General features: G+C 67.9%; 21 protein-coding genes and 3 tRNA genes. 6 read left to right on the forward strand and 18 right to left on the reverse strand.

Going from position 1 to position 24,748, the window contains the following annotated elements; translation table 11 throughout:
- Positions 1–15 precede the first annotated feature (15 nt).
- The 11 genes from recO to ACO2Q2_RS00855 form a co-directional block, all read right to left on the reverse strand.
- Positions 16–726, reverse strand: coding sequence for a DNA repair protein RecO (gene recO, locus ACO2Q2_RS00805; protein WP_423253872.1), 711 nt, complete (start codon positions 724–726; stop codon positions 16–18).
- A gap of 28 nt (positions 727–754) precedes the next feature.
- Complete coding sequence (era, locus tag ACO2Q2_RS00810; RefSeq protein ID WP_423253873.1) at positions 755–1,702, reverse strand: GTPase Era; 948 nt, start codon at positions 1,700–1,702, stop codon at positions 755–757.
- Positions 1,703–1,787: 85 nt separating this feature from the next.
- Entirely contained in the window at positions 1,788–2,447 is a 660-nt protein-coding gene (gene rnc / locus ACO2Q2_RS00815) for a ribonuclease III (RefSeq protein WP_423253874.1), read from the reverse strand.
- Between the two features lie 3 nt (positions 2,448–2,450).
- A complete protein-coding gene (locus ACO2Q2_RS00820) occupies positions 2,451–2,831 on the reverse strand; it encodes a DUF4845 domain-containing protein (protein ID WP_423253875.1) in 381 nt (126 codons plus the stop codon).
- A 138-nt stretch (positions 2,832–2,969) separates the two neighbouring features.
- The gene (gene lepB, locus ACO2Q2_RS00825; RefSeq protein ID WP_423253876.1) at positions 2,970–3,920 is read right to left on the reverse strand and encodes a signal peptidase I; all 951 of its coding nucleotides are present in this window, start codon (positions 3,918–3,920) and stop codon (positions 2,970–2,972) included.
- An 86-nt stretch (positions 3,921–4,006) separates the two neighbouring features.
- Complete coding sequence (gene lepA / locus ACO2Q2_RS00830; protein ID WP_423253877.1) at positions 4,007–5,797, reverse strand: translation elongation factor 4; 1,791 nt, start codon at positions 5,795–5,797, stop codon at positions 4,007–4,009.
- 148 nt (positions 5,798–5,945) lie between these two features.
- A complete protein-coding gene (locus ACO2Q2_RS00835) occupies positions 5,946–7,418 on the reverse strand; it encodes a DegQ family serine endoprotease (RefSeq protein ID WP_423253878.1) in 1,473 nt (490 codons plus the stop codon).
- A gap of 115 nt (positions 7,419–7,533) precedes the next feature.
- The gene (locus ACO2Q2_RS00840) at positions 7,534–8,172 is read right to left on the reverse strand and encodes a sigma-E factor negative regulatory protein (RefSeq protein ID WP_423253879.1); all 639 of its coding nucleotides are present in this window, start codon (positions 8,170–8,172) and stop codon (positions 7,534–7,536) included.
- The gene (gene rpoE / locus ACO2Q2_RS00845; protein ID WP_423253880.1) at positions 8,169–8,762 is read right to left on the reverse strand and encodes an RNA polymerase sigma factor RpoE; all 594 of its coding nucleotides are present in this window, start codon (positions 8,760–8,762) and stop codon (positions 8,169–8,171) included. The genes ACO2Q2_RS00840 and rpoE overlap by 4 nt, the downstream gene beginning before the upstream one ends.
- A gap of 132 nt (positions 8,763–8,894) precedes the next feature.
- Positions 8,895–11,468, reverse strand: coding sequence for a putative bifunctional diguanylate cyclase/phosphodiesterase (locus ACO2Q2_RS00850; protein WP_423253881.1), 2,574 nt, complete (start codon positions 11,466–11,468; stop codon positions 8,895–8,897).
- A complete protein-coding gene (locus tag ACO2Q2_RS00855; RefSeq protein WP_423253882.1) occupies positions 11,468–11,962 on the reverse strand; it encodes a hypothetical protein in 495 nt (164 codons plus the stop codon). The genes ACO2Q2_RS00850 and ACO2Q2_RS00855 overlap by 1 nt, the downstream gene beginning before the upstream one ends.
- Positions 11,963–12,126: 164 nt before the next feature.
- On the opposite strand from ACO2Q2_RS00855, the gene ACO2Q2_RS00860 reads away from it, so the two are divergent.
- Entirely contained in the window at positions 12,127–14,199 is a 2,073-nt protein-coding gene (locus ACO2Q2_RS00860; protein WP_423253883.1) for a 3-hydroxyacyl-CoA dehydrogenase NAD-binding domain-containing protein, read from the forward strand.
- Positions 14,200–14,235: 36 nt separating this feature from the next.
- Here the strand turns inward: ACO2Q2_RS00860 and ACO2Q2_RS00865 are convergent, their stop codons facing one another.
- From ACO2Q2_RS00865 to ACO2Q2_RS00885, 5 genes are all read right to left on the reverse strand, one after another.
- Positions 14,236–14,862: a DUF2058 domain-containing protein gene (locus ACO2Q2_RS00865; protein ID WP_423253884.1), complete on the reverse strand. Its 627-nt coding sequence runs from the start codon at positions 14,860–14,862 to the stop codon at positions 14,236–14,238.
- A 25-nt stretch (positions 14,863–14,887) separates the two neighbouring features.
- Entirely contained in the window at positions 14,888–15,112 is a 225-nt protein-coding gene (locus ACO2Q2_RS00870) for a SlyX family protein (RefSeq protein WP_423253885.1), read from the reverse strand.
- A gap of 2 nt (positions 15,113–15,114) precedes the next feature.
- Positions 15,115–16,455 (reverse strand): UDP-glucose dehydrogenase family protein, encoded by a 1,341-nt coding sequence (locus tag ACO2Q2_RS00875; protein WP_423253886.1) that lies wholly within the window; start codon positions 16,453–16,455, stop codon positions 15,115–15,117.
- A gap of 128 nt (positions 16,456–16,583) precedes the next feature.
- Positions 16,584–17,354: an FKBP-type peptidyl-prolyl cis-trans isomerase N-terminal domain-containing protein gene (locus ACO2Q2_RS00880; RefSeq protein WP_423253887.1), complete on the reverse strand. Its 771-nt coding sequence runs from the start codon at positions 17,352–17,354 to the stop codon at positions 16,584–16,586.
- Between the two features lie 165 nt (positions 17,355–17,519).
- Positions 17,520–19,262, reverse strand: coding sequence for a cation:proton antiporter (locus tag ACO2Q2_RS00885; protein WP_423253888.1), 1,743 nt, complete (start codon positions 19,260–19,262; stop codon positions 17,520–17,522).
- Positions 19,263–19,415: 153 nt separating this feature from the next.
- Here ACO2Q2_RS00885 and ACO2Q2_RS00890 point away from each other — a divergent pair.
- The 3 genes from ACO2Q2_RS00890 (at position 19,416) to ACO2Q2_RS00900 (ending at position 19,725) form a co-directional block, all read left to right on the forward strand.
- Positions 19,416–19,491, forward strand: a tRNA-Ala gene (locus ACO2Q2_RS00890).
- 9 nt (positions 19,492–19,500) lie between these two features.
- Positions 19,501–19,576 (forward strand) — tRNA-Glu (locus ACO2Q2_RS00895).
- Positions 19,577–19,648: 72 nt separating this feature from the next.
- Positions 19,649–19,725: transfer RNA gene (locus ACO2Q2_RS00900), tRNA-Asp, on the forward strand.
- A 67-nt stretch (positions 19,726–19,792) separates the two neighbouring features.
- On the opposite strand, the gene ACO2Q2_RS00905 is transcribed toward ACO2Q2_RS00900, so the two are convergent.
- Entirely contained in the window at positions 19,793–20,260 is a 468-nt protein-coding gene (locus ACO2Q2_RS00905) for a DUF1249 domain-containing protein (RefSeq protein WP_423253889.1), read from the reverse strand.
- A 21-nt stretch (positions 20,261–20,281) separates the two neighbouring features.
- Positions 20,282–21,097: a posphoenolpyruvate synthetase regulatory kinase/phosphorylase PpsR gene (gene ppsR, locus ACO2Q2_RS00910; RefSeq protein ID WP_423253890.1), complete on the reverse strand. Its 816-nt coding sequence runs from the start codon at positions 21,095–21,097 to the stop codon at positions 20,282–20,284.
- Between the two features lie 240 nt (positions 21,098–21,337).
- On the opposite strand from ppsR, the gene ppsA reads away from it, so the two are divergent.
- Positions 21,338–23,710 (forward strand): phosphoenolpyruvate synthase, encoded by a 2,373-nt coding sequence (ppsA, locus tag ACO2Q2_RS00915; protein WP_423253891.1) that lies wholly within the window; start codon positions 21,338–21,340, stop codon positions 23,708–23,710.
- A 245-nt stretch (positions 23,711–23,955) separates the two neighbouring features.
- Positions 23,956–24,744: a TetR/AcrR family transcriptional regulator gene (locus ACO2Q2_RS00920; protein ID WP_423253892.1), complete on the forward strand. Its 789-nt coding sequence runs from the start codon at positions 23,956–23,958 to the stop codon at positions 24,742–24,744.
- Positions 24,745–24,748 lie beyond the last annotated feature (4 nt).

The raw sequence follows: 24,748 nt of genomic DNA on the forward strand, positions 1-24,748 counted from the left end.
CAGGGGCGCGCCGATTCAGCGGCGCGTGATGGCGGCAGCCAGCACCTGCCACGCGCGCAGCTCGCCGCCGCCGAGATGGAAGCGGATGATCCCGCGCATCATGCCGCGCAGGGCATGCAGGTCCGCCGCCTCCGGCGGACGATCCTCGGCCAGCGCCAGCAGGCTGTCGCCGCGCAGGGCGCCGGCGTCGCCGGCCAGGCAGGGCATCGGCCCACTCTCGGCGTGGTAGCGGTAAAACGCATGCGGATCGAGCGGGTCGCCGCTTGCGGCGTCCCGGTTGAGCACCAGCGCGTAGCCGAGCGCCTGCAGGAGATCGCGCTCGAAGCGGCGCAGCGTCCACGCCAGCGACTCCTGCGCACCCAGCCGCGCAAACGTCTGCGCATAGGCGTCGAAGAGGTCCGGATGCGGATCCTGGCGACCGGTCAGGCGCACCACCAGCTCGTTGACGTACAGCCCGGCCAGGCCCGCATCGCCGGTCAGCCGGCGCGGTGCGTCCAGCGGCTCGGCGCCGCGCAGGGTGGCCAGCTCGCCGTGCATCAGCAGATCCAGTGCCAGGCGCTGGAACGGTTCCAGCAGCGCGCGCTGCGCGCGGCCTTTCCCGCTGCGCACGCCGCGCGCAACCACGCCGATCCGCCCGTGGTCGCGGGTCAGGCACTCCAGCAGCAGCGAGGTCTCGCGGTACGGCCGCGCGTGCAGGACATAGGCAGGCTGCTGCTCGATGCGCATGGCGTGGGTCGCGACGCGTGCCGCCGGGTCAGTCGGTGTAGCCGAACTTCTTCAGCATGGACTCGTCGTCCACCCAGCCCTCGCGCACCTTGACCCACAGCTTGAGGAACACCTTGCGCTCGAACAGGCGCTCCATGTGCCGGCGCGCGGCGCTGCCGATCGCCTTGAGCTGGGCGCCGCCCTGGCCGATCACGATGGCTTTCTGGCCGTCCCGCTCCACCCAGATCACGGCGTGGATCTCCGCCACGCCGTCGGGGCGGTCGCTGAACTGCTCGATCTCCACCGTGGTGGCGTAGGGCAGCTCCTGGTCCAGCCGCAGCATCAGCTGCTCGCGCACCATCTCGGCGGCGAGGAAGCGCTCGCTGCGATCGGTCACCTCGTCTTCGCCATGGATCGGCGGCTGCACCGGCAGGCGGGCGAGAATCGCCTTCTCCAGCTCGGCCAGGCCTTTTTCCTTCAGGGCGCTGACGTAGTGGATCTCGTCGAAGGAGTGAGTCTCGGCGAGCCTGGCCACGAACGGCAGCAGCGCGCCCTTGTCCTTGCTGAGGTCGACCTTGTTGATCGCCAGCAGGCGTGGCGTGTCCTGCTCGCCCAGCGCGGCGTAGACCGCCTCGTCCTCGTCGGTCCAGCGGCCGGCCTCGATCACCTGCACCGCCACGTCGACGTCGCTGATCGCCGAGCGCGCGGCGCGGTTGAGACTGCGGTTCATCGCGCGCTTGGCGCCGCGATGCAGGCCCGGCGTATCGACGTAGAGGATCTGCCCGGCCGCGGTGGTGTTGATGCCCAGGATGCGGTGGCGCGTGGTCTGCGGCCGTGGGCTGACGATGGACAGGCGAAAGCCGATCAGCGCGTTGAGCAGGGTCGACTTGCCCACGTTCGGACGGCCGGCCAGCGCCACTGTGCCGCAGCGGAAATCGTCGTGCGGCAGGGCGGGCGCGCCGGCGGCGGCATCGGGGGCATCGTTTTCGTGGGTCATCGGACGGGAATCTGGGGGCGGGAAAGGCGGCCAGCATCGCGCCGCAGCGGCGCAGATGCCAGTCGGGAATCGTGGCGGCGGCGCGTCAGTCGCGCGCGTCGTGTTCCAGCAGGCGGGCCAGCACGTTCTGGGCAGCATCCTGCTCGGCGGCGCGCCGGCTGGAACCGCTGGCCTGGGCGTTCAGCGCCACCGGCTCGACAATCGTGCAGCGCACCTCGAACTGCTTGGCATGATCGTCGCCGTGGCTGGCGACCAGTTCATAGCGCGGCAGCGGCCAGCCGCCGGCCTGGAGATGCTCCTGCAGGCGCGTCTTGGCGTCCTTGGAAGAACGCGGCAAGGCGGCGATACGGCCGGCAAACAGCCGGCGCACCGCCTGCCGGCAGGCATCGAAACCGCCATCCAGGTAAACCGCGGCGATCATCGCCTCGAAGGCATCGGCAAGAATCGACTCGCGCCGGAAACCGCCGCTCTTGAGTTCGCCCGGACCTAGCTTCAGGCGGTCGCCCAGCTCCAGCTCGCGCGCGATCACCGCCAGCGCCTGGCCGTTCACCAGCTGCGCGCGCAGGCGCGAGAGCTCTCCCTCGCTGGCATGTGGATGGGCCTCGAACAGCATCTCGGCCACCACCGCTCCTAGCAGCGCGTCGCCCAGGAATTCCAGCCGCTCGTTGTTGGGCCGCCCGACGCTGCGGTGGGTCAGCGCCAGCTCGGCCAGCGCCGGATCGCGGAATCGGTAATCAAGCGCCAACGATCATTCGCCCACGGTGCCCGGGAGCGCCACGCTGTTGTCGAAATGCAGCAGGAAATCGATATTGGCCAGGAACGGCACCTGCTTGTCGTAGCTCACCACCAGCGTGGAGGCGCCGTTGCTGCGCTTGATGGTGATGTCCGACGGCTGGATGGTGGCGTCTTCCACGTACTGGAAGTCCATCTTGAACAGCAGGTCGCGGCGGATGGCGTCCAGCGAACGACCGTTGGCGCCGTCGGTGGTGATCTCGCTCATCGCTTTCTTGACTCCCAGAAACTCGATGTACGACGGCACCAGCTTCATCGCCATGAAGCCGAAGAAGGCCACGACGATCAGGATCATCAGGAAGCCGATCAGCGTGATGCCCGACTGTTTTGCTTTCATAGTCCCCTCGCTAAGCCGACTGGCGGCATCCCCCGGTGATGGCCGATCGGCCTGGTTCGAACCCCGCCGTCGCAGTGCGTGCGGCGAGGGCGATTCTGCCCGCAGCCGGCGCACGCGTCACGCGTCCGGGGTCGCAGATCAGTGGATCAGGGTGCCGATGCGCTTCCAGGCGACCCCGCCGGTGTGCAGACCCTGCCAGCTGAACCAGATCAGGAATGCCTTGCCGGCGAGGTTCTTCTCCGGCAGGCAGCCCCACCAGCGGCTGTCGGTGCTGTTCTCGCGATCGTCGCCCATCACCAGATAGCAGCCCTGCGGCACCCTGGAGGGCACCAGCTGGTTGGGAATCGGATTGGTCGGCATCCGCGCCGGCATCCGCGCCACCAGATGGTTGACGGTCTTGCCGTTCTCGGCCGGCAGGTGCTCGTTCCACACCGTGGCGCCGTAGTACAGCAGCTCGGCGTCCTCCGCGCGCTGCGGGTTGCCCACGTAGGGACCCAGCTCGTCCGAGGCGACCGGCTTGCCGTTGATCACGATCTGGCTGTCGCGTACTTCGATGGTGTCGCCCGGCAGACCGATCACGCGCTTGATCCAGTTCTGGCTCGGCACCGGGGTCAGCGGGGTCGGGCAGGCATGGTCGGCTCCGGTGGCTGGAGTGGTGCCGTCCTCCGCGCCGCCGATGCGCTGGAGGTGGCCGCTGGCGTCCCGGCACAGGTACCCGGGAAAGCGGAACACCACCACGTCGCCGCGCCTCGGCTCGCCGATGTCCAGGAACTTGGTATTGAACGCCGGCAGGCGCAGGCCGTAGGCGAACTTGTTGACCAGGATGAAATCGCCCACGTCCAGCGTCGGCATCATCGAGCCCGACGGGATGCGGAACGGTTCGGCCACGAACGAGCGCAGCAGCAGCACCACGAACACCACCGGAAACAGCGAGCGCGCCCAGTCGACCGGCAGCGGATCGCGGTATTCCGCACCCGCCGCATCCAGCCGCGCCTTTCGGCGGCGATACAGCAGTGCGCGATCCAGGCCCCATACCACGCCGAACAGCACGGTCAGACCGAGCAGGATGGCGGAAAAATCAAAATCCATGTGTCGCTCCGTCAAGGAAAGGTTGCGTGACGCGCCCGTGGCCGCAGGTCGGCCGGACGCGCGTCGCGGCCCTTATTTGTCCACCTTCATTTGTCCACCTTCAGCACGGCGAGGAAGGCTTCCTGCGGAATCTCCACGCGGCCCACCTGCTTCATGCGCTTCTTGCCTTCCTTCTGCTTTTCCAGAAGTTTTTTCTTGCGGCTGACGTCGCCGCCGTAGCACTTGGCCAACACGTTCTTGCGCAGCGCCTTGACGGTGGAACGCGCCACGATCTGCGCGCCGATCGCCGCCTGGATCGCCACGTCGAACTGCTGGCGCGGGATCAGGTCCTTCATCCGCTCGACCAGTTCGCGCCCGCGCCGCTCGGCGTGCACGCGATGCACGATCAGGCTTAGCGCGTCCACGCGGTCGCCGTTGATCAGCACGTCGGTGCGCACGAACGGACCGGCCTCGAAGCGATCGAAGTGGTAGTCCATCGAGGCGTAACCGCGCGACACCGACTTCAGGCGATCGAAGAAATCCAGCACCACCTCGGCCAGCGGAATCTCGTAGGTGATCTGCACCTGGGTGGCCAGGTACTGGATCGAGCGCTGCACGCCGCGCTTTTCCTCGCACAGCGTGATGATGTTGCCGATGTATTCCTGCGGGGTGAGGATGCTGGCCACCACGATCGGCTCGCGGATCTCCTCGATCTGCGGCGCCGGCGGCAGCTTGGCCGGGTTGTCCAGCGACATCACGGTGCCGTCGGTCTTGAGCACTTCGTAGACCACCGTGGGCGCCGTGGTGATCAGGTCGAGGTCGTATTCGCGCTCCAGCCGCTCCTGCACGATCTCCATGTGCAGCATGCCGAGGAAGCCGCAGCGGAAGCCGAAGCCCATCGCCTCGGACGATTCGGGCTCGAAGAACAGTGCGGCATCGTTGAGGCGCAGCTTGTCCAGCGCCTCACGCAGCGCCGGATAGTCGTCGGCCGAGACCGGGAACAGCCCGGCGAACACGCGCGGCTGCATGGTCTGGAAGCCCGGCAGCGGCTTGTCGGCCGGCTTGCCGGCGAGGGTCAGCGTGTCACCCACCGGCGCGCCGTGCACATCCTTGATCGAGGCGGTGATCCAGCCCACCTCGCCCGCACCGAGCTTGCCCAGCTTCTTGCGCTTGGGTGTGAACACGCCCACTTCGCCCACTTCGTGGGTGCGTCCGGTGGACATCACCAGCAGCTTGTCGCCGGGCTTGATCTCGCCCTGCATCACGCGCACCAGCGACACCACGCCGAGGTAGTTGTCGAACCACGAATCGATGATCAGCGCCTGCAGCCTGTCCGTATCGCGCGGCTTCGGCGGCGGGATGCGCGCCACGATGGCCTCGAGCACCTCGACCACGTTGAGGCCGGTCTTGGCGCTGACCGCCACCGCGTCTTCGGCGTCGATGCCGATCACCGCCTCGATCTCGCCTTTCACCTTGTCGATGTCGGCCGTGGGCAGGTCGATCTTGTTGAGCACCGGCACCACTTCCAGCCCCATTTCCACCGCGGTGTAGCAGTTGGCCACCGACTGCGCTTCCACGCCCTGGGCGGCGTCCACCACCAGCAGCGCGCCCTCGCACGCGGCCAGCGAGCGGCTGACCTCGTAGGAAAAGTCGACGTGGCCGGGGGTGTCGATGAAATTGAGCTGGTAGGTCTTGCCGTCGCGCGCCTTGTACGGCAGCGAGACGGACTGCGCCTTGATGGTGATGCCGCGCTCGCGCTCGATCGGGTTGGAGTCGAGCACCTGGGCTTCCATCTCGCGTTCGGCCAGGCCGCCACAGATCTGGATGATGCGGTCGGCGAGCGTGGACTTGCCGTGATCGATGTGCGCGATGATGGAGAAGTTGCGGATCAGTTCCATGGGCTACGCTGTCAGCTTGCACCGCCCGGCGGATGCGCCGGCGGCGTGCCGCCGGGATGACGGCACGAACCCGTCATTATCGCATGGAACACGCCGCATCCCGCGCCCCGGCGACCGTCCCGCGGGAGGTCGCCGGGGCGCCGCCGCGTCACTTGCCTTTCGGCACCGTGATACCGATGAAGCTGCTCTGCTCGCCGCGCCGGACCAGCAGCAGCACGGTGCTGCCGGCCTTGACATCCTTGGTCGCCGCACGGAATTCCGCCACGCTGCCCACCGCGTGCTGGTTCACGCGCAGGATCACGTCACCGGCGCGCAGGCCGGCCTGGGCGGCCGCTTCGCCGGAGATGTCCGTCACCTGCACGCCCTCGCCCGCACGCAGGCCCATCTGCTTGCGGTCGTCGGCACTGAGCGGCCCGACGGTCAGGCCCAGTGCCTGCGATCCGGAGGTCTGCGCCGGCGCGGTGCCGTCGGGCGAAACCGCGTCGGGATCACGCGGCGCGGTGCCTACCGTGACCTGCAACGTCTCGTGCCTGCCGTCGCGCAGCACCTCCACCGGAACCCTGGTGCCGGGCTTGGTCAGGCCCACCAGCGGTGGCAGGTCGCCGGGCTGGTCGATGGTTTCGCCGTCGTACTTGAGGATGATGTCACCGGCCTGGATGCCGGCCTTGTCGGCGCCGCTGCCCGGCGTCACCTGGGTCACCACGGCACCGGCGCCGCGGTCGAGCTTGAAGACCTTGACCATGTCGTCGCTCACGCCCTGTACCATCACGCCCAGTTGGCCGCGGGTGACGAAGCCCTTGGTCTTGAGCTGCTCGACCGCGTTCATCGCCACGTCGATGGGGATGGAGAACGCCACGCCGAGATAACCGCCAGTGTTGGAATAGATCTGCGAATTGATGCCCACCACCTCGCCCTGCAGGTTGAACAGCGGGCCGCCGGAGTTGCCGCGGTTGATCGGCACGTCGGTCTGAATGAACGAGGTGTACGGCTGGTCGCCGCTGCCGAGGTTGCGGCCAATGGCACTGACGATCCCTTGGGTCACGGTGTAATCGAAGCCGAACGGCGAGCCGATCGCCAGCACCCACTGGCCCGGCTTGAGCGACTGCGAATCGCCGATGCGCACCGCCGGCAGCTTGCCGTTGACATTTACCTTGAGCAGGGCGATGTCGTATTGCGGATCGGTGCCGACCACCTTGGCGGTGAGCGTACGACGGTCCTGCAGGCGCACCGTCACCTCGTCGGCATGATCGACCACGTGATTGTTGGTGAGGATGTAGCCGTCGCTGGAAATGATGAAACCCGAACCCAGCGAAGTGTGCTTTTGCTCTTCGGGCGAGGGCATCGGCGGCATGCCGAAGAAGCGCCGCAGGATCTCGGCCTGGCTGTCTGCGCCGGGGCCGCCCGGCATGCCGGGCATGCCGGGCAACAGGCGGGGCTGTGCGCGTCCGTTGTACTTGGCCTCCACGTGCACCACTGCCGCGGCATTCTGCTGGACGATGCCGGTGAAATCCGGCAACGACGAGGCCGGCGCGACCGCCGGGGTCTGGGCCTGGACGCCGCCAGCGGCGGCCAGTCCGATCAACACGCTGCAGGCAAGCAGGCGCACGCTGGGACGACTCATGATCTCCTCCTCGATACGGGGTCAGGCAAGCGGGGAGCCACCGACACGCAGGGCGCGCCGGGGCGTGAAGGCAAACATCGGAAAGCGCACCGTGGGCACGGACACGCGGACACCATCACTGCGCGACAGCCGCCTCGCGCATGGAGCGCCGGGCCGCCTGACGCGTGGGATCGATCAGCAGCAGGTAACTGCCGTCGGCGCCCTGCTGCGTGCGGTAGCCGTTGACGCGATAAGGCGAGAGCGACTGCTCGTAGGGCGAGATCGCATCGCCGGCCGGGAACGCCGCCTGCTGGCTGTAGCGGAACGCGTTGGTGCGGCTCAGCCACGCCGGCACGGCGGCTGGAGCGACCTGTGTCGGCAGCGCAGCCGGCTCGCTCGCCCTGGCCACGGACGATGCGGCCAGCGGCGCATCGACCGGATGACCTGATGGCCGGCTCGCCATCAGCGCGACCACCGCAACGCTGGCGGCGATCGCACCGCCGGCGGAAAGCCTCAACCAGGAATTCGACCGCCGCTCGCGTACCGCGGCGTCCACCGCCGTTCCGGCATCGATGGCCTGCATCACGCGATCGGCGAAGGTCGACGTGGCGAGGGTGGGAAGCTCGCCACGCAGGCTGGCCGACGCGACGTGGAAGCGCGACCAGCGCACCTGCAGCGAGACATCGTGGTCGAGCCGGCGCAACAGGAAGCGCAGCTCCTCGTCACCGAGCTCGCCGTCCATGCCGGCAGAGAGTTGTTCGGGGTTGTGGCTCATGTCTGATCCTCGCGATCGGACAACAGTGGACGCAGTTTTTCGTCGATCGCCTCGCGCGCCCGGAAAATGCGCGAACGCACGGTTCCGATTGGGCAATTCATCGCTTCGGCGATGTCCTCGTAGCTGAGCCCTTCCACCTCCCGCAGGGTGATGGCGGTGCGCAGCTCTTCGGGCAGGGCTTGGACCGCGGCGAAGACGGTTTGTTCCACCTGCTGGCGCATCAGTTCGCGCTCGGGCGTGGCGTTTTCGTGCATGCGGTCCGAGCCGGGCACGAACACCGCGTCGTCCGCATCGATGTCGCCGGCAGGCGGACGCCGCCCCAGCGCCACCAGGTGGTTCTTGGCGGTGTTGACGGCGATCTTGTACATCCAGGTGTAGAACGCGCTGTCGCCGCGGAACGAGCCGATCGCCCGCCAGGCGCGCACGAAGGCGTCCTGGGCGATGTCCTCGGCCTCGGCGTGATTGTTCGCGTAACGGGACACCAGCCCGATCACCTTGTGCTGGTACTTGCGTACCAGCAGGTCGAAGGCCCGCTTGTCCCCCTTCTGGACACGTTCGACCAATGCGCGGTCCAGCTCGTTGTCGCCCATCCGGGCCGTCCCCTCGGTTGCTGTGGCCACTTCGTTCGCATTCTCGGCGGAGGATGGAAGCCGCTTCAGACACGCCGCGGCGCCGCAAGTTCATCCCGCGACCCCAACGAGGTGGGGTCGTCCCGACCCAGCTCAAGCGGCCGCCGCCCCCTCGCCTTCCACCAGCCGCCGACGCTCGGCCAGCAGCCGCTCGAAACTGGCCTGCGGCAGCGGGCGGCAGAACAGATAGCCCTGCAGCTCGTCGCAGTGGTTGGCGCGCAGGAATTCGAAGTGCTGCTCGATCTCCACGCCCTCGGCCACCACGCCGCGCTTGAGGCGATGCGCCATCTCGATGGTCGCGCGCACGATCGCCTCGTCGTCCGGATCGATGCCGATATTGCGCACGAAGCTCTGGTCGATCTTGATGCGGTCGGCCGGCAGCCGCCGCAGGTAGTCCAGCGATGCGGCGCCGGTGCCGAAGTCGTCGATGGCGATACGGCAGCCCAGATCGTGCAGGCCGTGCAGGTTTTCCACCAGATTCGGCACCTCCTTGATCGAGATGCTCTCGGTGACCTCCATCTCCAGCAGACCCGGATCCAGGCCGGTCTCCTCGAGCACGCGCCGGACCACGTCGAGCAGGTCCGGCTCCATCAGCTGCACCGCCGACAGGTTCACGCCCAGGCGCAGGCGCAGGCCGAACATGCGCTCCCACGCATGCGCCTGGATGCAGGCCGTGCGCAGCACCCACTCGCCCAGCGAGACGATCAGGCCACTTTCCTCGGCCAGCGGAATGAAAACGCCCGGGCTGATCCCGCCCAGCTCCGGATGCTCCCAGCGCACCAGCGCCTCCATCCCCACGATGTCCTCGGTCGCGGCGTTCACCTGCGGCTGGTAGAACACCCGCAGTTCGCCGTTGCGCTCGGCGTGACGCAGCCGGGAGACCAGCGCCACGTCCTGCTGCTGCGCCTGTTCCGGGCTCATTTCGTAGATCTGGAAGTTGTTGCGGCCCAGATGCTTGGCCGCATACATCGCCTCGTCGGCGTGCTTGAGCAGGGTCTCGGCATCGGACGCATCGTCCGGGAAGAAGCTCACGCCGATCGACGCGGTGACCTGCAGCTCCTCGCCGCCGTCCAGATGCAGCGGCGCCTCCATCACCTGCACGATCTTCTCGGCCACGCGCAGCACGTCGTCGGTCTTGACGATGTGCCGCAGGACCACCGTGAACTCGTCGCCGGCGTAACGCGCCACCGTGTCGGAGGCGCGGATGGAACTGCACAGCCGCTGCGTGACCACCCGCAGCACCTGGTCGCCCGCGGCGTGGCCGTAGGTATCGTTGATCGCCTTGAAGCGATCCAGATCGACGAACAGCACCGCGAAGCATTCGCCGGAGCGCTGGGCCTCGCGCAGGATGGTGTCGAGGCGGTCGTTGAACAGCAGGCGGTTGGGCAGACCGGTGAGCGCATCGAGCAGGCCTTCGGCGCGACCCTGCTCGCGGGTGCGGCGCAGTTCGATCGACTGCGCGAAGCGCGCCGCCGCGCAGCGCAGCACCGGCTCGACGATCTCCATCCGGCCCAGTCCGCGGCGGCGCCCCACCAGCAGGGCGCCGATCACGCTGCGACGCTCGTCCAGCAGCGGCAGTCCGGCGAACCCGGCCAGGCGCAGCTGCTGCTGCAGCGGGTCGTATTCGGCCAGACGCTGGCCGTCGTCGGCGTGCAGCATGGCCTTGCCGCCCAGCACACGGCGCAACGAGGTCTGCAGTGCCGGATCGGGCCAGACGATCTCCTCGCCGCGCCAGTGCAACACCAACTGCGTAGGCACCGCGCTGTCCTCCGGGCGCGCCGACCACAGGGCGAGATAGTCCAGCGACAGCTCGTCGATCAGCAGGCGCGCGGTGGCCGCTTGCGGATCGACGCTGCTGCCGGCCTGGAAAATGCGCGCGAGCAGGGCCAGCGCCGCCTCGCCGCGGGTCTCGGCGCGATCGCTGCGGAACGCCAGCGCCACCGCGTCCTTGCCGCGATGGCGCACGCGGCGCGCATTGGCCTGCCCGGTATCGGTACCCTGCCGGGTCCGCCGCTGGCAGGGGTGCCAGCGGCGGTCGGCCTCGCGCAGCACCAGATCCGGCTCGACACCCTCGAACGCGAGGCACTGCGCAAGCGGCTTGCCCAGCAGGTCGGTCACCGACAGCTGGCTGTGCCGGAGCAGCGGGGCATTCACGTCGAGCACGCGATCGCCGGCTGGATCGACCACCAGCCACTCGCTGTCACCCTCCTCGTCGTCGAAAGCGAAGCGGTAAGCCAGTGCATCTTCCGGTGCGGGCACTGCAGCGACCTGTCCCGTGGCGCCGCTGGCGGAACGCTGCCGGACGCGCTGCCAGCGGGCCACCAGCTCACGCTCGATATGGGTGCTGTCCAGCCAGTCGGATACCGACTCGGGCAGCAGCGCCGGCCCGATCCTGCAGTCGGGGGCGAGTACCACCAGCAGCGGGGCGTCGCGGCAGGCATCCATCGTGCGCAGTTGCTCGCAGCAGGTGCGCGACGCGCGGCCATCGCCCTCGAACGCCACCACGATCAGCGCCACCGGGCCGCGTCCGGCCAGCAGGATGCCGGCATGGGCGCTGTCGCGCGCGCTCAGGATGCGGTCGTGGTCCTCGCGATCGAGCGCATCGAACAGGCGCCGTCGCAGTTCCCGGTGCGAAGCCACCACCAGCATGTCGGTCGGAGCAGCCATCACACGACCCAGCGGCCGTCGCGCAGGCGCGGGCGCACCGGCAGGTCCAGCCATGAACTGATCCGCACCGCCGCCTCGCCGAGATGGTCGACCAGCGCCTGCGGCGCATCGAGCAGCACCACGCGGCGCACGTATCCGCTCGGGGCACGCGCCAGCTGGCGCAGCAAGGTGGCGTCCATCGACGACAGCGGCAGCTCCAGGTCCGACAGCAGATAGATGCCGAAGTGCATGCTCTGCTGCATGTAGCGCAGGGCGTTGCCCAGCCGCTGGCACCCCGGCACGCGCGCTTGGGCATCGCGCAGGCTGCCCAGTCCCAGGCCGGGCTGCCACAGGTAGACCGCCTGGCCGGTATGCCGGGCGATCGCCCGGAAGTCGTTGAGCAGCACCGAGCTGTCGCCACCTTCGAGCACGACCAGACCGCCCGGCGCCGCCAGGATGCGCTCGAAGACTTCTACCCCGGCCTTGGGCGGGCTGGACGCCATCATGGACTGCATATCGCGGTACGTTTGCGCACCGCCGGAAAATTGGCAATAGCGAACGTGATGCCGTTGGCAGCCGCCCGCAACGCCGCACAAACCGGGCTGCCGGGCGCAATCTCGCATTCGACCGTCCGTGAGGGTATGGTTTGGTGCCCTTCCTCAAGCGACCGCCGCCTCCCATGTTCGAAGGACTGCGTTTCACCCACTGGAAGACCGGCCTGGACAATGCCGGCATCGTCACCCTCACCCTCGATCGCGCCGGCAGCAGCGTCAACGCGATCTCGCGGGCCGTGCTCGACGAGCTCGAACGGATCGTCGAACGCCTGGCGATCGAAAGGCCCCTCGGTGTGATCATCCATTCGGCCAAGCCCGCCGGCTTTGCGGTGGGTGCCGACATCAAGGAATTCGTGACCTACGCCGCGCAGGGCAGCGTGCGCGAGAACATCGAGCACGGGCAGCGGGTGTTCGAACAACTGGCACGACTGCCCTGCCCCACGGTGGCCGCCGTGCACGGCGCCTGCCTGGGTGGCGGCACCGAGCTGATCCTGGCCTGCCGCCAGCGTATCGCCGCGGACGGCGAGAGCACCCGCATCGCCCTGCCCGAGGTGATGCTCGGCATCCATCCCGGCTGGGGCGGCACGGCGCGCCTGCCGCGCCTGATCGGCGCCACCGATGCGCTGCCGCTGATGCTCACCGGCCGCACGCTGTCGGCGCGGCGCGCCCTGGCGCTCGGCGTGATCGACCGCACCGCGCCGCCGGCCGAACTGCTGGCCGAGGCGCGCGCGCTGTTGCGCCGCCCGCATGCGCGTCCGTTCGCCCTGCGCGCCAGGGCCTGGGCCACCAATCTGTGGCCGGTGCGCCAGGTGCTGGCGCCGATGGTGGTCAGGCAGACCGCCGCCAAGGTGCGCAAGGAGCACTACCCCGCACCGTTCGCCATGATCGAGGTGTGGCGCCGCGGCGGCAGTTCGATCCAGCAGCGCCTGGCGCTGGAGGCCCGCTCGGTCGCCAGGCTCGCGGACACGCCGACCGCACACAACCTGATCCGCATCTTCTTCCTGCAGGAACGCCTGAAGAACCAGGGCGCCGGCGTGCAGCACGGCATCGGGCACGTCCACGTCGTCGGTGCCGGCGTGATGGGGGGCGACATCGCCGCCTGGTGTGCGCTCAAGGGCATGCAGGTGACGCTGCAGGATCGCGAGATGAAGTTCATCCAGCCGGCGCTGGACCGCGCACGCCGGCTGTACGAGAAGAAGCTCAAGTCCACCGACAAGGTGGAGGCGGCGATGAAGCGCCTGCGCGCCGACGTCGAGGGCAAGGGCATCGCCGAGGCGGATCTGGCGATCGAGGCGATCTACGAGAACGCCGAGGCGAAGAAGGCGCTGTACACCGCGATCGAGCCGCAGTTCCAGGCTGACGGGATACTCGCCAGCAACACCTCGAGCATTCCGCTGGCCGAACTCGGCGCCGGCCTGGTGCGGCCGCAGCGCTTCCTCGGCCTGCACTTCTTCAATCCGGTGGCGCAGATGCCGCTGGTCGAGGTGGTGCGCCACGCCGGGCTCGATGAAACCGTCGAGAAGCGGGCGCTCGCCTTCTGCAAGGCGCTGGGCAAGCTGCCGATCGCCGTGAAAGGCACGCCGGGCTTCCTGGTCAATCGCATCCTCATGCCCTACCTGCTTGAAGCCCTGCGTCTTTACAGCGAGGGCGTGCCCGGTCCGGTGCTGGACCGCGAGGCGAAGAAATTCGGCATGCCGATGGGACCGATCGAGCTGGCCGACACGGTAGGCCTGGACGTCTGCGCCTCGGTCGGCAAGGAGCTGGCGCCGTTCCTGGGGCTGGAGCTGCCGCCGGGCATCGAGGAAAAACTCGATGCCGGCAAGCGCGGCAAGAAGGACGGCCAGGGGCTGTATGTCTGGCAGGACGGCAAGCCGGTCAAGCCGGAGGTGGACCCCGACTACATCCCGCCCGCCGATCTGTCCGAGCGCATGATCCTCGCCATGATCAACGAGGCCGTGGCCTGCCTGGCCGACGGCGTGGTGGACGATGCCGACCTGCTGGACGCCGGGGTGATCTTCGGCACCGGTTTCGCACCGTTCCGCGGCGGCCCGATCGCCTACGCGCGCAGCGAAGGGGCGGAAGTGGTCAAGGGTCGACTGGAAAGACTCGCCCGCCAGCACGGCGAGCGATTCGCGCCCAAGTCGGGCTGGGACCTGCCCGCCCTGCGCGAGGCGCCACCGCAGCCCGCCAGCGCCTGAATCATCCCGCCGCCCGGCCCTGATCGGGGCGGCGGGTTACCAGATCAGATCGGCGGGCACCCCGTCATCGGCTTCGCCCGCCTCGCCCGGCGACACCAGCAGCGCGACCACGCCCGCATCGATCGCCCTGACCTGCTCGGCCAGTTCGCGGGTCACCAGCACGTAGTGACCGGCGAGCTGGATCACGCCCAGCTCGCCGGCATTGAGCGCCACCAGCTGCGCGGCGTCGACATAGATCCGGCGGATCTTGCCGCCGTACTCGAAGTGCCGCGCCTGGTCGGCATCGACTTTGTTGAGTGCCCGGCCTTCCAGCAGCTGCTGCACCTGGGCCTTGCGCTCGCGCTTGATGCGCGCCTGCTCGGCCGCTTCCTGCTCGGCCCGCTTGCGCTCGGCCGCCTCGACCTGGGCGCGCATGGCGTAAGCGCGTGCCAGGTCGATCTCCGCCTGGTCGCGCGGCCGGTCATTCGAAGGCGCATGTGGACGGCCGGACGGACGAGGGTCTGGACGACCGCCCGCACGATCGCCCGGCTTGCCGCCCTTGCCGCCCGGCTTGCCCGCGCCCGAGCTTGCCGTCTTGCCGTGCGTCTGCGGCGGGCGCGGTTCGTCCCGCACCTGTTTGACGATGCCGCTCTTCAGCAGCTGGTCGCGCAAGGAATCGCCCATGCCCTCGATCCGTCTCCGTGCCGTGTCAGTAATGGGGCGGCGGCGGCTCGTCGCGCGCGTCGCCGGACGCGCCGATCCGCACCGACGCCAGTTCGTTGCGCAGGTCGCGCACGATGCGCTCCAGCGCCGCGATGCGCATGGCCTGCTCGGCATCGGCCGCACCGAGCGCATGCACGGTATCGTCGATGAAGGTGAGGCGCACCTCCAGCTCGGTCAGACGCTGCTCCAGGTCGGGACGCGGGTCGGCCACGGTCAGCTCCGCGCGAGGCTGCGGCCGCGGCCGATGCCGTAGTACGCCAGGCCCGCCTCCTCCACCGCGGCCGGGTCGTACAGGTTGCGGCCGTCGAAGATCACCGGCGTCGCCAGCGCGCCGCGGATGCGGGCGAAATCGGGGCTGCGGAACGCCTTCCACTCGGTCACGATGGCCAGCGCGTGCGCGCCGTCGAGTGCATCGTAGGCATGCTCGCACAGCACCAGATCGGCGCGCTGGCCATAGATTCGGCGGGCTTCCCCGGCCGCCTCCGGATCGAAGGCACGCACGCGGGCGCCAGCCGCCCACAGCATGTCCATCAGGCGCCGGCTGGACGCCTCGCGCATGTCGTCGGTGTTCGGCTTGAACGCCAGTCCCCACACGGCGACGGTCTTGCCGGCGAGCTCGCCGCCGAAGTGGCGCTGGATCAGCTCGAACAGCTTGGCCTTCTGTTCGTGGTTGACCTGCTCGACCGCACCCAGCAGTCGGGCCTCGTATCCGTGCGAACGGGCCGTACGCTCAAGCGCCTGCACGTCCTTGGGAAAGCACGAACCGCCGTAACCGGCGCCCGGATAGATGAAGTGATAGCCGATGCGTGGATCCGAGCCGATGCCCTGGCGCACCAGCTCCACGTCGGCGCCGACCCGCTCGGCGATGTTGGCGATCTCGTTCATGAAGCTGATCTTGGTTGCCAGCATCGCGTTGGCGGCGTACTTGGTCAGCTCGGCCGAGCGCACGTCCATCTGCACGGTGCGGTCGTGGTTGCGGTTGAACGGGGCGTACAGCTTGCGCATGGCCGCGATGGCGCGCGGGCTGTCGCTGCCGATCACGATGCGGTCGGGGCGCAGGCAGTCCTCGACCGCATCGCCTTCCTTGAGGAATTCGGGGTTGGAGACCACATCGAAATCGACCGTCGCACCGCGTGCGGCCAGCTCGTCGGCGATCGCCTGGCGCACCCGGTCGGCCGTTCCCACCGGCACGGTGGACTTGTTGACCACCACCGCGTAACGGTCCAGTTGTCGCCCGATGGTGCGCGCCACCGCCAGCACGTACTGCAGGTCGGCGCTGCCATCCTCGTCGGGCGGCGTGCCCACCGCGATGAAAATGAGGTCGCCGTGGACGATCGCCGGGGCCGCATCGGTGGTGAAGGCGAGGCGGCCCTGGGCGAAGTTCTCTTTCACCAGCGGCTCGAGGCCCGGTTCGTAGATGGGAATATCGCCCTGCTTGAGACGCCCCACCTTGCCAGCGTCGATGTCGACGCAAACCACGTGGTTGCCCATTTCCGCCAGGCAGGCACCGGTGACGAGGCCCACATAGCCGGTGCCGAAGATGGTGACTTTCATCGCTGCCCGATTCCCTGTGCAATCAAAAGCCGAATTCTAACAGGCAGCATTCGTCGGGAACCCCAAGCAAAAGGGCGCGAATCGCTTCGCGCCCTTTTCCGGTTCAGCGATGGTCGTCGCCGAGGCGATCAGCCGCCCTGACCGGGTGCGCCCTGGCCGGCCGGAGTCGGGCCGGTCTTTTCGAGCGTCACGTCGAAGATCAGCGTCTCGTTCGGCGGGAAGCCGTTGCCCGGCTTCGCGCCGTAGGCAAGGCTCGACGGGATGAACAGCTTGTAGTGCGCGCCGGTCTGCATGAGCATCAGACCTTCGCGGAAGCCCGGAATCACGCCAGCCAGCGGAATCGGTACCGAGGTGCCGGTCTTGGGTTCCGGGTGATCCGCCGAGGCGTCGAACTTCTCGCCGTTGACGAAGGTGCCGGTGTAGGTGATCTGCACCGTGTCGTTCGGACCCGGGCGCGGGCCGCTGCCGGCCGAGATCACCTGATACTGCAGGCCCGAGGCCGTGGTCTTCACGCCGGGGGCCGTCTTGTTCTTGGCCAGGAAGGCCTTGCCCGCGGCTTCGTTCTGCGCGGCGACCTTCTCGTACTCGGCCTTCGCCTTGGCCTGCAGGTTGGTGATGAACGCCTGCTTGACCTGCTTGTACTCCGCTTCGCTCATCGTCGGCTTCTGGCCCGACAGCGCCGACTGCACGGCGCGTGCCACGGTCGCCGGATCCACCTCGTTGCGCACCAGTGGCGGCAGCGAGCTGGCCAGGTCCCAACCGACCACGTAGCTGGCCTTGGTCTTGTCGACCGTGCCTGCAGCCGAGGACTTGGCAGCCTGCGCATGTGCGCCGGCGGTCATGCCCAGCGCCACGGCCAGAACGGCCGTCGTGAGCGTGGGACGCAGAAAATGCTTCATTCGAGACTCCCTCATGTGGAATGTGCCGGCGTGGCCGGACAAGCCTCCGCAGCGGAGGCTGGCCGGGCATTGTGCGACCGCTGCCAACGCTTGGCAACGAGCCCGGGTTGCGACCGTCCGGGATGTGAAAGGTTCCCGCCGGAACCCTCCCCCCACGCAATGCCCTTACTGCTTGGCAATCGTGTCGCGCAGGGCCGCCTGCAGGCGCGCATGCACCCGCACCAGTCCCCGCCACAGCACCACGGCGACCAGCACTCCCGCCGCCGCCAGCGACAGGGCCACTCCGCGCGGCGGAAGAATGGTCGATCCCAGCGCGCCCACCAGCACGGCCAGCGCAAACAGTGTCGCCAACGGGATCAGCCTGGCCAGCACGCCGCGGATGGTGTGCGTGTAGGCACCGGCGTAACTCTCGCGGATGCCCAGCTCGGCCAGCAGCATGCCCAGGGCCTCGGCCTTGCGGTACACCGCGATCAGCAGCGGCAGCGACAGGAACAGCGCCGCCGCCCAGATCACGGTGTGCCGCGCATCGCGCGTCAGGCCAAGCATCGAGAACCACGTCCAGTTGTGCGCATTGAGGTAGGCGCCGATCACGAACAGCGTCACCACCAGCATCACGTTGATCGCGATGTGCGTGAGCAGGCGCCGCAGCATCGCCGCGATCGCCGCGTTCTCGTTGACCGGACGCAGATTTTCCAGCCAGCCGCTGTAGCTGGTCACCAGCAAGCGTACCGGCGAGGGGGCGATGCGCCGCATGCCGTTGACGAGACCATCGGCCGAACGCACGAGATAAGGCGAGAGCGCCATGCACAGCACCGACACGGCCACCGCCACCGGATAGATGAAATCGCTTACCGCGCCGAGCGAGAGACCCAGCGTGGCGATCACGAACGAGAACTCGCCGATCTGCGCCATGCTCATGCCGGCACGCACGGCGGTGCGCGGATCGTGGCCGATCGCGAACATGCCGAGGCTGCAGATCACCGTCTTGCCGATCATCACCACGGCGGCGATCGCCAGCGCGGGCACCGCGTACTGCAGCAGCATGGCAGGGTCGATCTTCAGGCCGATCGCCACGAAGAACAGCGCTGCGAACATGTCCCTGAGCGGCTCGATCAGCTGCATCACCTTTTCCGAGCTGCGCGCTTCGGCCACCACGGCCCCGACCAGGAACGCGCCCAGCGCCACGCTGAAGCCCATCCAGGCGGCCAGCAGGCTGGCGCCGAAACACAGTCCCAGGGTGCTGACCAGCAGCATCTCGTCCCGCCCGAACCCGGCCACGTAGTCGACCAGCCGCGGCACCAGCAGCAGGCCGACGATCATCCCGGCCACCACGAACAGACCCAGGTGACCGATCAACGTGAAGGCCGTGGACGCCTCGACCGAGCCGCCGATCGCCACGGCCGTCAGCAGCGTGAGGATGACGATGGTGAGCATGTCCTCGGCCACCAGCAGGCCGACCACCAGTCTGGCAAACGGCAGCGCGCGCAGGCCGCTCTCGGACAGGGTACGCGTGGCCACCATGGTGGAGGACAGCGCCATGATGCCACCGAGGAACAGCGCATCCCGGCCGGTCCAGCCAAACGCCTCGCCCAGGCCATAGCCGATCCACAGCATCACTCCCACTTCGGCCACCGCCACGACGAGTACTCCGATCCCGACCTCGCGCAGCTTGCGGATGCTGAACTCCAGGCCCAGCGTGAACATCAGCAGCACCACGCCGAGGTTGGAGATGTCGTTGATGGCGCGCGGATCGGCCACCAGCACGCCCGGTGTATGCGGGCCGATCAGCACGCCGGCGAGAATGTAGCCGAGCAGCACCGGCTGACGCAGACGATGGAACAGGATGGTCGTGGCGCCGGCCACGATCATCACGATCGCGAGGTCGCGGATGAAGCCGATCTCGTGCATGCGTCCTCCCGATGGCGAATGCGGCAAGCTTACCCGCAGCCGCGCATGCGCCACCGCGCGCCGCGCTGAACCGGGCACACCGTCATCAAAATATTTGCAGAAAATGCTTGACGGAATCGCGACCCCTGCCTATTCTTTCGGGCTTCCAGCGGCGGGGCCATAGCTCAGCTGGGAGAGCGCCTGCATGGCATGCAGGAGGTCGGCGGTTCGATCCCGCCTGGCTCCACCAACTTGATTCGTCCCCATCGTCTAGAGGCCTAGGACATCACCCTTTCACGGTGGCGACCGGGGTTCGAATCCCCGTGGGGACGCCAAGCTGGAAACCCAAAATTCGCCGCCGGCGGACGACGTCGAAGCTGGAAGCAAATGAAGCTGGAAGCAAATGTGGAGCGGTAGTTCAGCTGGTTAGAATGCTGGCCTGTCACGCCGGAGGTCGCGGGTTCGAGTCCCGTCCGCTCCGCCACTAACGGAAAGCCCGCCTCGAGCGGGTTTTTTGTTGCCTGCCGTCCGGCCAGGTCACCCCACCCCGATTACCGTGGCCGATCGCGCCCGAGCGTGCCGATCGAGTGCCCCTGTTCGGCCAGGTATTCCAGCCAGCGGGTCAGGAAGCCGTTCATGCGAAGCCGGTGCTGCAGCACCGTGTGGGCCGGCGGAAACGGCCCCAGCACCTGCCACAGGTGGCGCCCTGGATGGCAGTGCAGCGCCTCCGCCACGTGGGCATCGGTATACACGCGCAACTGCGCCGAGGGCGTGCGCAGGCCGGTCTGCTCGTCGAGCAGGTCGTAAGTCAGTTCGAGTTCGAGCGTGTACGGGTGGCGCTCCTGCACCTGCAGATGCACGTCCAGCCCGTCGTCCACGCTGGAGACGTAGCGGCCCGGCGACAGCGCCTGCGGCGCGAACAGTCGCACCAGCCGATGATAGTTCTCGGCATACAGCCCCATCAGGAACTCGAAGCGTCCCGGCAGCAGGGCGGTGCGGCGATCCAGTACGGCACTCATGCGGTCAAGCGACTCCGATGATCAGAACATGGTGCGCTCGATCCCGAAGCGCTCGAAGATCTTGCTGGCGATCTCCTCGATCGACACGTGCGTGGTGTTGAGGCTTGGAATGCCCTCGCGACGCATCAGTTTGTCCGCCTGCGCCAGTTCCCACCGGCACTGCTCGATGGTGGCATAGCGGCTGTTGGCGCGCCGCTGCTCGCGGATCTGCGCCAGGCGCAGCGGGTCGATCGTGAGGCCGAACAGGCGATCCTTGTAGGGGCGAAGCCTGGCCGGCAGTTCCAGCTTGTCCAGGTCGTCGTCCGTGAGCGGATAGTTGGCGGCGCTGACTCCGTAATGCAAGGCCATGTACAGGCAGGTCGGCGTCTTGCCCGAGCGCGACACGCCGATCAGGATCAGGTCGGCCTGGGCGTAATCGACATCGAGGCCGTCATCGTGCGAGAGGGTATAGTTGGTGGCGTTGATGCGCGCCTCGTACTTGTCGAAATCCACCAGACCGTGCGAGCGGTTCACCGCACCGGAGCGCTTGGCGCCCAGTTCGCCTTCCAGCGGGCCGATGAACGGCGCGAACACGTCCAGCATCAACGCGCCGCTGGTCGCCACGATATCGCACAGGGTGCGGTCGGCCATGGTGTTGACCACGATCGGCCGGTCGCCGGTCTGCGCATAGCGCGTCTTGATGCGCAGGGCGGCCGCCTCGGCCTTTTTCGCATCGTCCACGAACGGCAGGCGATGCTTGTCGAACTCCATCCCCTCGAACTGCGCCAGGATGCTGTTGCCGATCGTCTCGGCGGTAATACCAGTGGAGTCGGAGATGAAAAAAACGGTTCGCTGCATGGGTCGGTTCCGACGCGGTGGATGGTGTCCCGGTCACCTTAGCGCAAGCGCGGTTTGCCCTGTTGGCTTGAGCCTGTTGGCTTGAGCTTCGGCTGACTGGTATGCAGGTGGCGCGGCAACGGATTGCATTGGTCTTCTTGTGCCGTGCACCAATCCCGGCGGACAATACCAGTTCTTTGTGGCGCGCTTTTGCGGCGGCCGCACCGCCCCACCCACTCTAGTGCTCCCGGGAGATTCCCCTTGAACGATCTGGTGCTTTGGCTGGACCAACTGCGCATGACTGACCTGGGCCAGGTCGGCGGCAAGAACGCCTCGCTGGGCGAGATGATCGGCAACCTGAGCAAGCTGGGCGTCTCGGTGCCGGGCGGCTTTGCCACCACCGCGGACGCCTTCCAGCAGTATCTGGACAAGAGCGGCGTGGCCCGGCGCATCCAGACGCGCCTGGACGGGCTCGACGTCGACGACGTGGACGCGCTGGCCCGGGCCGGCAGGGAGATCCGGGAATGGGTCACCGAGACGCCGCTGCCGGCGGAGCTGGATGAAGCGATCCGCGACGCTTACCTCAAGCTGTGCAAGGACGCCGGCAGCGACGACATCGCCGTCGCCGTGCGCTCTTCCGCCACCGCCGAAGACCTGCCCGACGCCTCGTTCGCCGGCCAGCAGGAAACCTTCCTCAACGTGGTCGGCATCGACGACGTGCTGCACAAGGTCAAGGAAGTCTTCGCCTCGCTCTACAACGACCGCGCCATCGCCTATCGCGTGCACCAGGGTTTCAAGCACGAGGAGGTGTTCCTCTCCGCCGGCGTGCAGCTGATGGTGCGCTCGGACGTGGGCGCAGCCGGTGTGCTGTTCACGCTGGACACCGAGTCAGGCTTCCGCGACGTGGTGTTCGTCACCGGCTCCTACGGGCTGGGCGAGATGGTCGTGCAGGGTGCGGTGAACCCGGACGAGTTCTACGTGTTCAAGCCCACGCTCAAGGCCGGCAAGCCTGCCCTGCTCCGCCGCAGCCTCGGCGCCAAGCAGCAGCGCATGGTCTATTCGGACCGGCCCGGCGAGCGCGTGCGCATCGAGGAGACCCCGGCCGCCGAGCGCCACCGCTTCTGCATCACCGATGCCGACGTGGAGGAACTGGCCCGGCAGGCGCTGGTGATCGAGCAGCACTACGGCCGCCCGATGGATATCGAGTGGGCCAAGGATGGCCATACCGGCAGGCTCTACATCGTGCAGGCCCGCCCCGAAACGGTGAAATCGCGTTCGCATGCCACCCGGCTGGAGCGCTTCCACCTGAGCGAGCGCGGCAAGGTGCTGGCCGAAGGTCGCTCCATCGGCCAGAAAATCGGCGCCGGCAAGGCCCGTGTGGTCCGCTCCCTGGGCGACATGAACAAGGTGCAGGCCGGCGACGTGCTGATCGCCGACATGACCGACCCCGACTGGGAACCGGTAATGAAGCGCGCCGCCGCCATCGTCACCAATCGCGGCGGTCGCACCTGCCATGCGGCGATCATCGCGCGTGAGCTGGGCGTACCGGCCGTGGTCGGCACCGGCAACGCGCTGGAGCTGGTTCCCGACGGCGCCGACGTTACCGTTTCGTGCGCCGAAGGCGACACCGGCACCATCTACGAGGGCATCCTGAAGTTCGAGCGCATCACCGCCGATCTGGGCGACATGCCCGAGGCGCCGCTGAAGATCATGATGAACGTGGCCAACCCCGAGCGCGCGTTCGACTTCGGCATGCTGCCCAACGCGGGCATCGGCCTGGCCCGGCTTGAGATGATCATCGCCAGCCATATCGGCGTGCATCCCAAGGCCTTGCTGGAATACGCCAAGCAGGATGCCGAGACCAAGGCACGGATAGACGAGCGCATGGCCGGCTATGCCGACCCGGTGTCGTTCTATGTCGACCGGCTGGGCGAAGGCATCGCCACCATCGCCGCGTCGGTGTACCCGAAGCCGGTGATCGTGCGCCTGTCCGACTTCAAGTCGAACGAGTACGCCGGACTGATCGGCGGTTTGCGCTACGAGCCGCACGAAGAGAACCCGATGATCGGCTTCCGCGGCGCCAGCCGTTATGTCGACCCGAGCTTCGCCGAGGCATTCGCGCTTGAGTGCCGCGCGGTCAAACACGTACGCGAGACGATGGGCCTGGACAACGTGTGGGTGATGATCCCGTTCGTGCGCACCCTGGGCGAAGGCCGCAAGGTGATCGACGTGCTCGCCGCCAACGGCCTGAAACAGGGCGAGCACGGCCTGAAGGTGATCATGATGTGCGAGGTACCCTCCAACGCCCTGCTGGCGGACGAGTTCCTGGACATCTTCGACGGTTTCTCGATCGGCTCCAACGATCTCACCCAGCTCACCCTGGGCCTGGATCGCGATTCGTCGATCGTCGCCGGCCTGTTCGACGAGCGCGATCCGGCGGTGAAGAAGCTGCTGACCATGGCGATCAAGACTGCACGCGCCAAGGGCAAGTACATCGGCATCTGCGGCCAGGGCCCGAGCGATCATCCGGACCTGGCCGAATGGCTGATGGAACAGGGCATCGAGTCGGTCTCGCTCAACCCCGACACGGTGGTCGACACCTGGCTGCGGCTGGCCAGGAAAAAGGCCGGCTGAGCGCACCCGGTCGACGCGTCCCGGCGATGGCGAAAAGGCGGAGGCAACTCCGCCTTTTTCGTGTGGTGCATGCCGACGTCGTGCGCTGCAGCTTGCCGCGCTCTCCCATCGCCACTAGCGTCGTACAGGTGTTTGAAGCGTCCACCGGGCGCAAGACAGCCCGTCACCGGGCGACCATCGGCACGCACCTGGCATGCGACGTTCATCTGCCGAGGTTCATCGGCGACATTTATCGGGAAGAAGCGATGCGCAGCACCACCGGGGGAGCACAGGCAGTTGACACGCGCAGTCGCCTGCTGCAGGCAGCCGAGCTGTTGTTCATCGAACGGGGCTACGAAGCGCTCTCGCTGCGCCAGGTCACCGCGCGTGCGGGCGCCAATCTCGCTGCAGTGAACTATCACTTCGGTAGCAAGGACGCGATGCTCAAGGAGCTGCTGTCGCACCGGCTCGATCGACTCAACGAAGAGCGCCTGCGCCTGCTCGATGCCTGCGAGGCCGGTGACAGTGTGCCGGACTGCGTGGCGATCCTCGGCGTGCTGTTCGTGCCGGCGCTGCAACTGGGGCGCGACCCGGCCGGTGGTCCTGCCTTCCTGCGCCTGCTCGGCCGCGTCTACAGCGACGCCTCGCCCTTCATCCGCGACCATCTGCAGCAGCACTACCGGCCGATCTTCGGTCGATTCTTCGAGGCCTTCGCACGCGCGTTGCCGCAGCTGCCGCGCAGCGAACTGGGCCTGCGCCTGCACTTCGCGCTCAAGTCGCTGTCCGGCGTGCTCGCTGCCGACGACATGGGCGAGCTGGTGGCGGAACTGAGCATGGGCCAGGACATCAGCGATGCCGAACTGCTGGCGCGCCTGGTCGCCCTGGTTTCGCCCGCTCTCACCGCTCCGCTCGGCACGCCGCGTCAGATTGCCGTGATCGACCGCCTGATCCAGCTGAGCCACCGCGCCGCCGGTGCCGGGGCGCCGGCCTGCAGCCTGCAGGCGACCGCAGGCGCAACGCCAACCGTGCTCTCGGGCTCCTCGTTCATGCCATGACGGG

Origin of the sequence: Dyella sp. KRB-257 (assembly GCF_049445995.1) — a bacterium.
Lineage (GTDB): Bacteria > Pseudomonadota > Gammaproteobacteria > Xanthomonadales > Rhodanobacteraceae > Dyella_A.

Coding starts and splice junctions, on each gene's coding strand:
- recO (WP_423253872.1), bottom strand. CDS start 726: ATGCGCATCGAGCAGCAGCCTGCCTATGTCCTGCACGCGCGGCCGTAC.
- era (WP_423253873.1), bottom strand. CDS start 1,702: ATGACCCACGAAAACGATGCCCCCGATGCCGCCGCCGGCGCGCCCGCC.
- ACO2Q2_RS00820 (WP_423253875.1), bottom strand. CDS start 2,831: ATGAAAGCAAAACAGTCGGGCATCACGCTGATCGGCTTCCTGATGATC.
- lepB (WP_423253876.1), bottom strand. CDS start 3,920: ATGGATTTTGATTTTTCCGCCATCCTGCTCGGTCTGACCGTGCTGTTC.
- lepA (WP_423253877.1), bottom strand. CDS start 5,797: ATGGAACTGATCCGCAACTTCTCCATCATCGCGCACATCGATCACGGC.
- ACO2Q2_RS00835 (WP_423253878.1), bottom strand. CDS start 7,418: ATGAGTCGTCCCAGCGTGCGCCTGCTTGCCTGCAGCGTGTTGATCGGA.
- ACO2Q2_RS00840 (WP_423253879.1), bottom strand. CDS start 8,172: ATGAGCCACAACCCCGAACAACTCTCTGCCGGCATGGACGGCGAGCTC.
- rpoE (WP_423253880.1), bottom strand. CDS start 8,762: ATGGGCGACAACGAGCTGGACCGCGCATTGGTCGAACGTGTCCAGAAG.
- ACO2Q2_RS00850 (WP_423253881.1), bottom strand. CDS start 11,468: ATGGCTGCTCCGACCGACATGCTGGTGGTGGCTTCGCACCGGGAACTG.
- ACO2Q2_RS00855 (WP_423253882.1), bottom strand. CDS start 11,962: ATGCAGTCCATGATGGCGTCCAGCCCGCCCAAGGCCGGGGTAGAAGTC.
- ACO2Q2_RS00860 (WP_423253883.1), top strand. CDS start 12,127: ATGTTCGAAGGACTGCGTTTCACCCACTGGAAGACCGGCCTGGACAAT.
- ACO2Q2_RS00865 (WP_423253884.1), bottom strand. CDS start 14,862: ATGGGCGATTCCTTGCGCGACCAGCTGCTGAAGAGCGGCATCGTCAAA.
- ACO2Q2_RS00875 (WP_423253886.1), bottom strand. CDS start 16,455: ATGAAAGTCACCATCTTCGGCACCGGCTATGTGGGCCTCGTCACCGGT.
- ACO2Q2_RS00880 (WP_423253887.1), bottom strand. CDS start 17,354: ATGAAGCATTTTCTGCGTCCCACGCTCACGACGGCCGTTCTGGCCGTG.
- ACO2Q2_RS00885 (WP_423253888.1), bottom strand. CDS start 19,262: ATGCACGAGATCGGCTTCATCCGCGACCTCGCGATCGTGATGATCGTG.
- ACO2Q2_RS00905 (WP_423253889.1), bottom strand. CDS start 20,260: ATGAGTGCCGTACTGGATCGCCGCACCGCCCTGCTGCCGGGACGCTTC.
- ppsR (WP_423253890.1), bottom strand. CDS start 21,097: ATGCAGCGAACCGTTTTTTTCATCTCCGACTCCACTGGTATTACCGCC.
- ACO2Q2_RS00920 (WP_423253892.1), top strand. CDS start 23,956: ATGCGCAGCACCACCGGGGGAGCACAGGCAGTTGACACGCGCAGTCGC.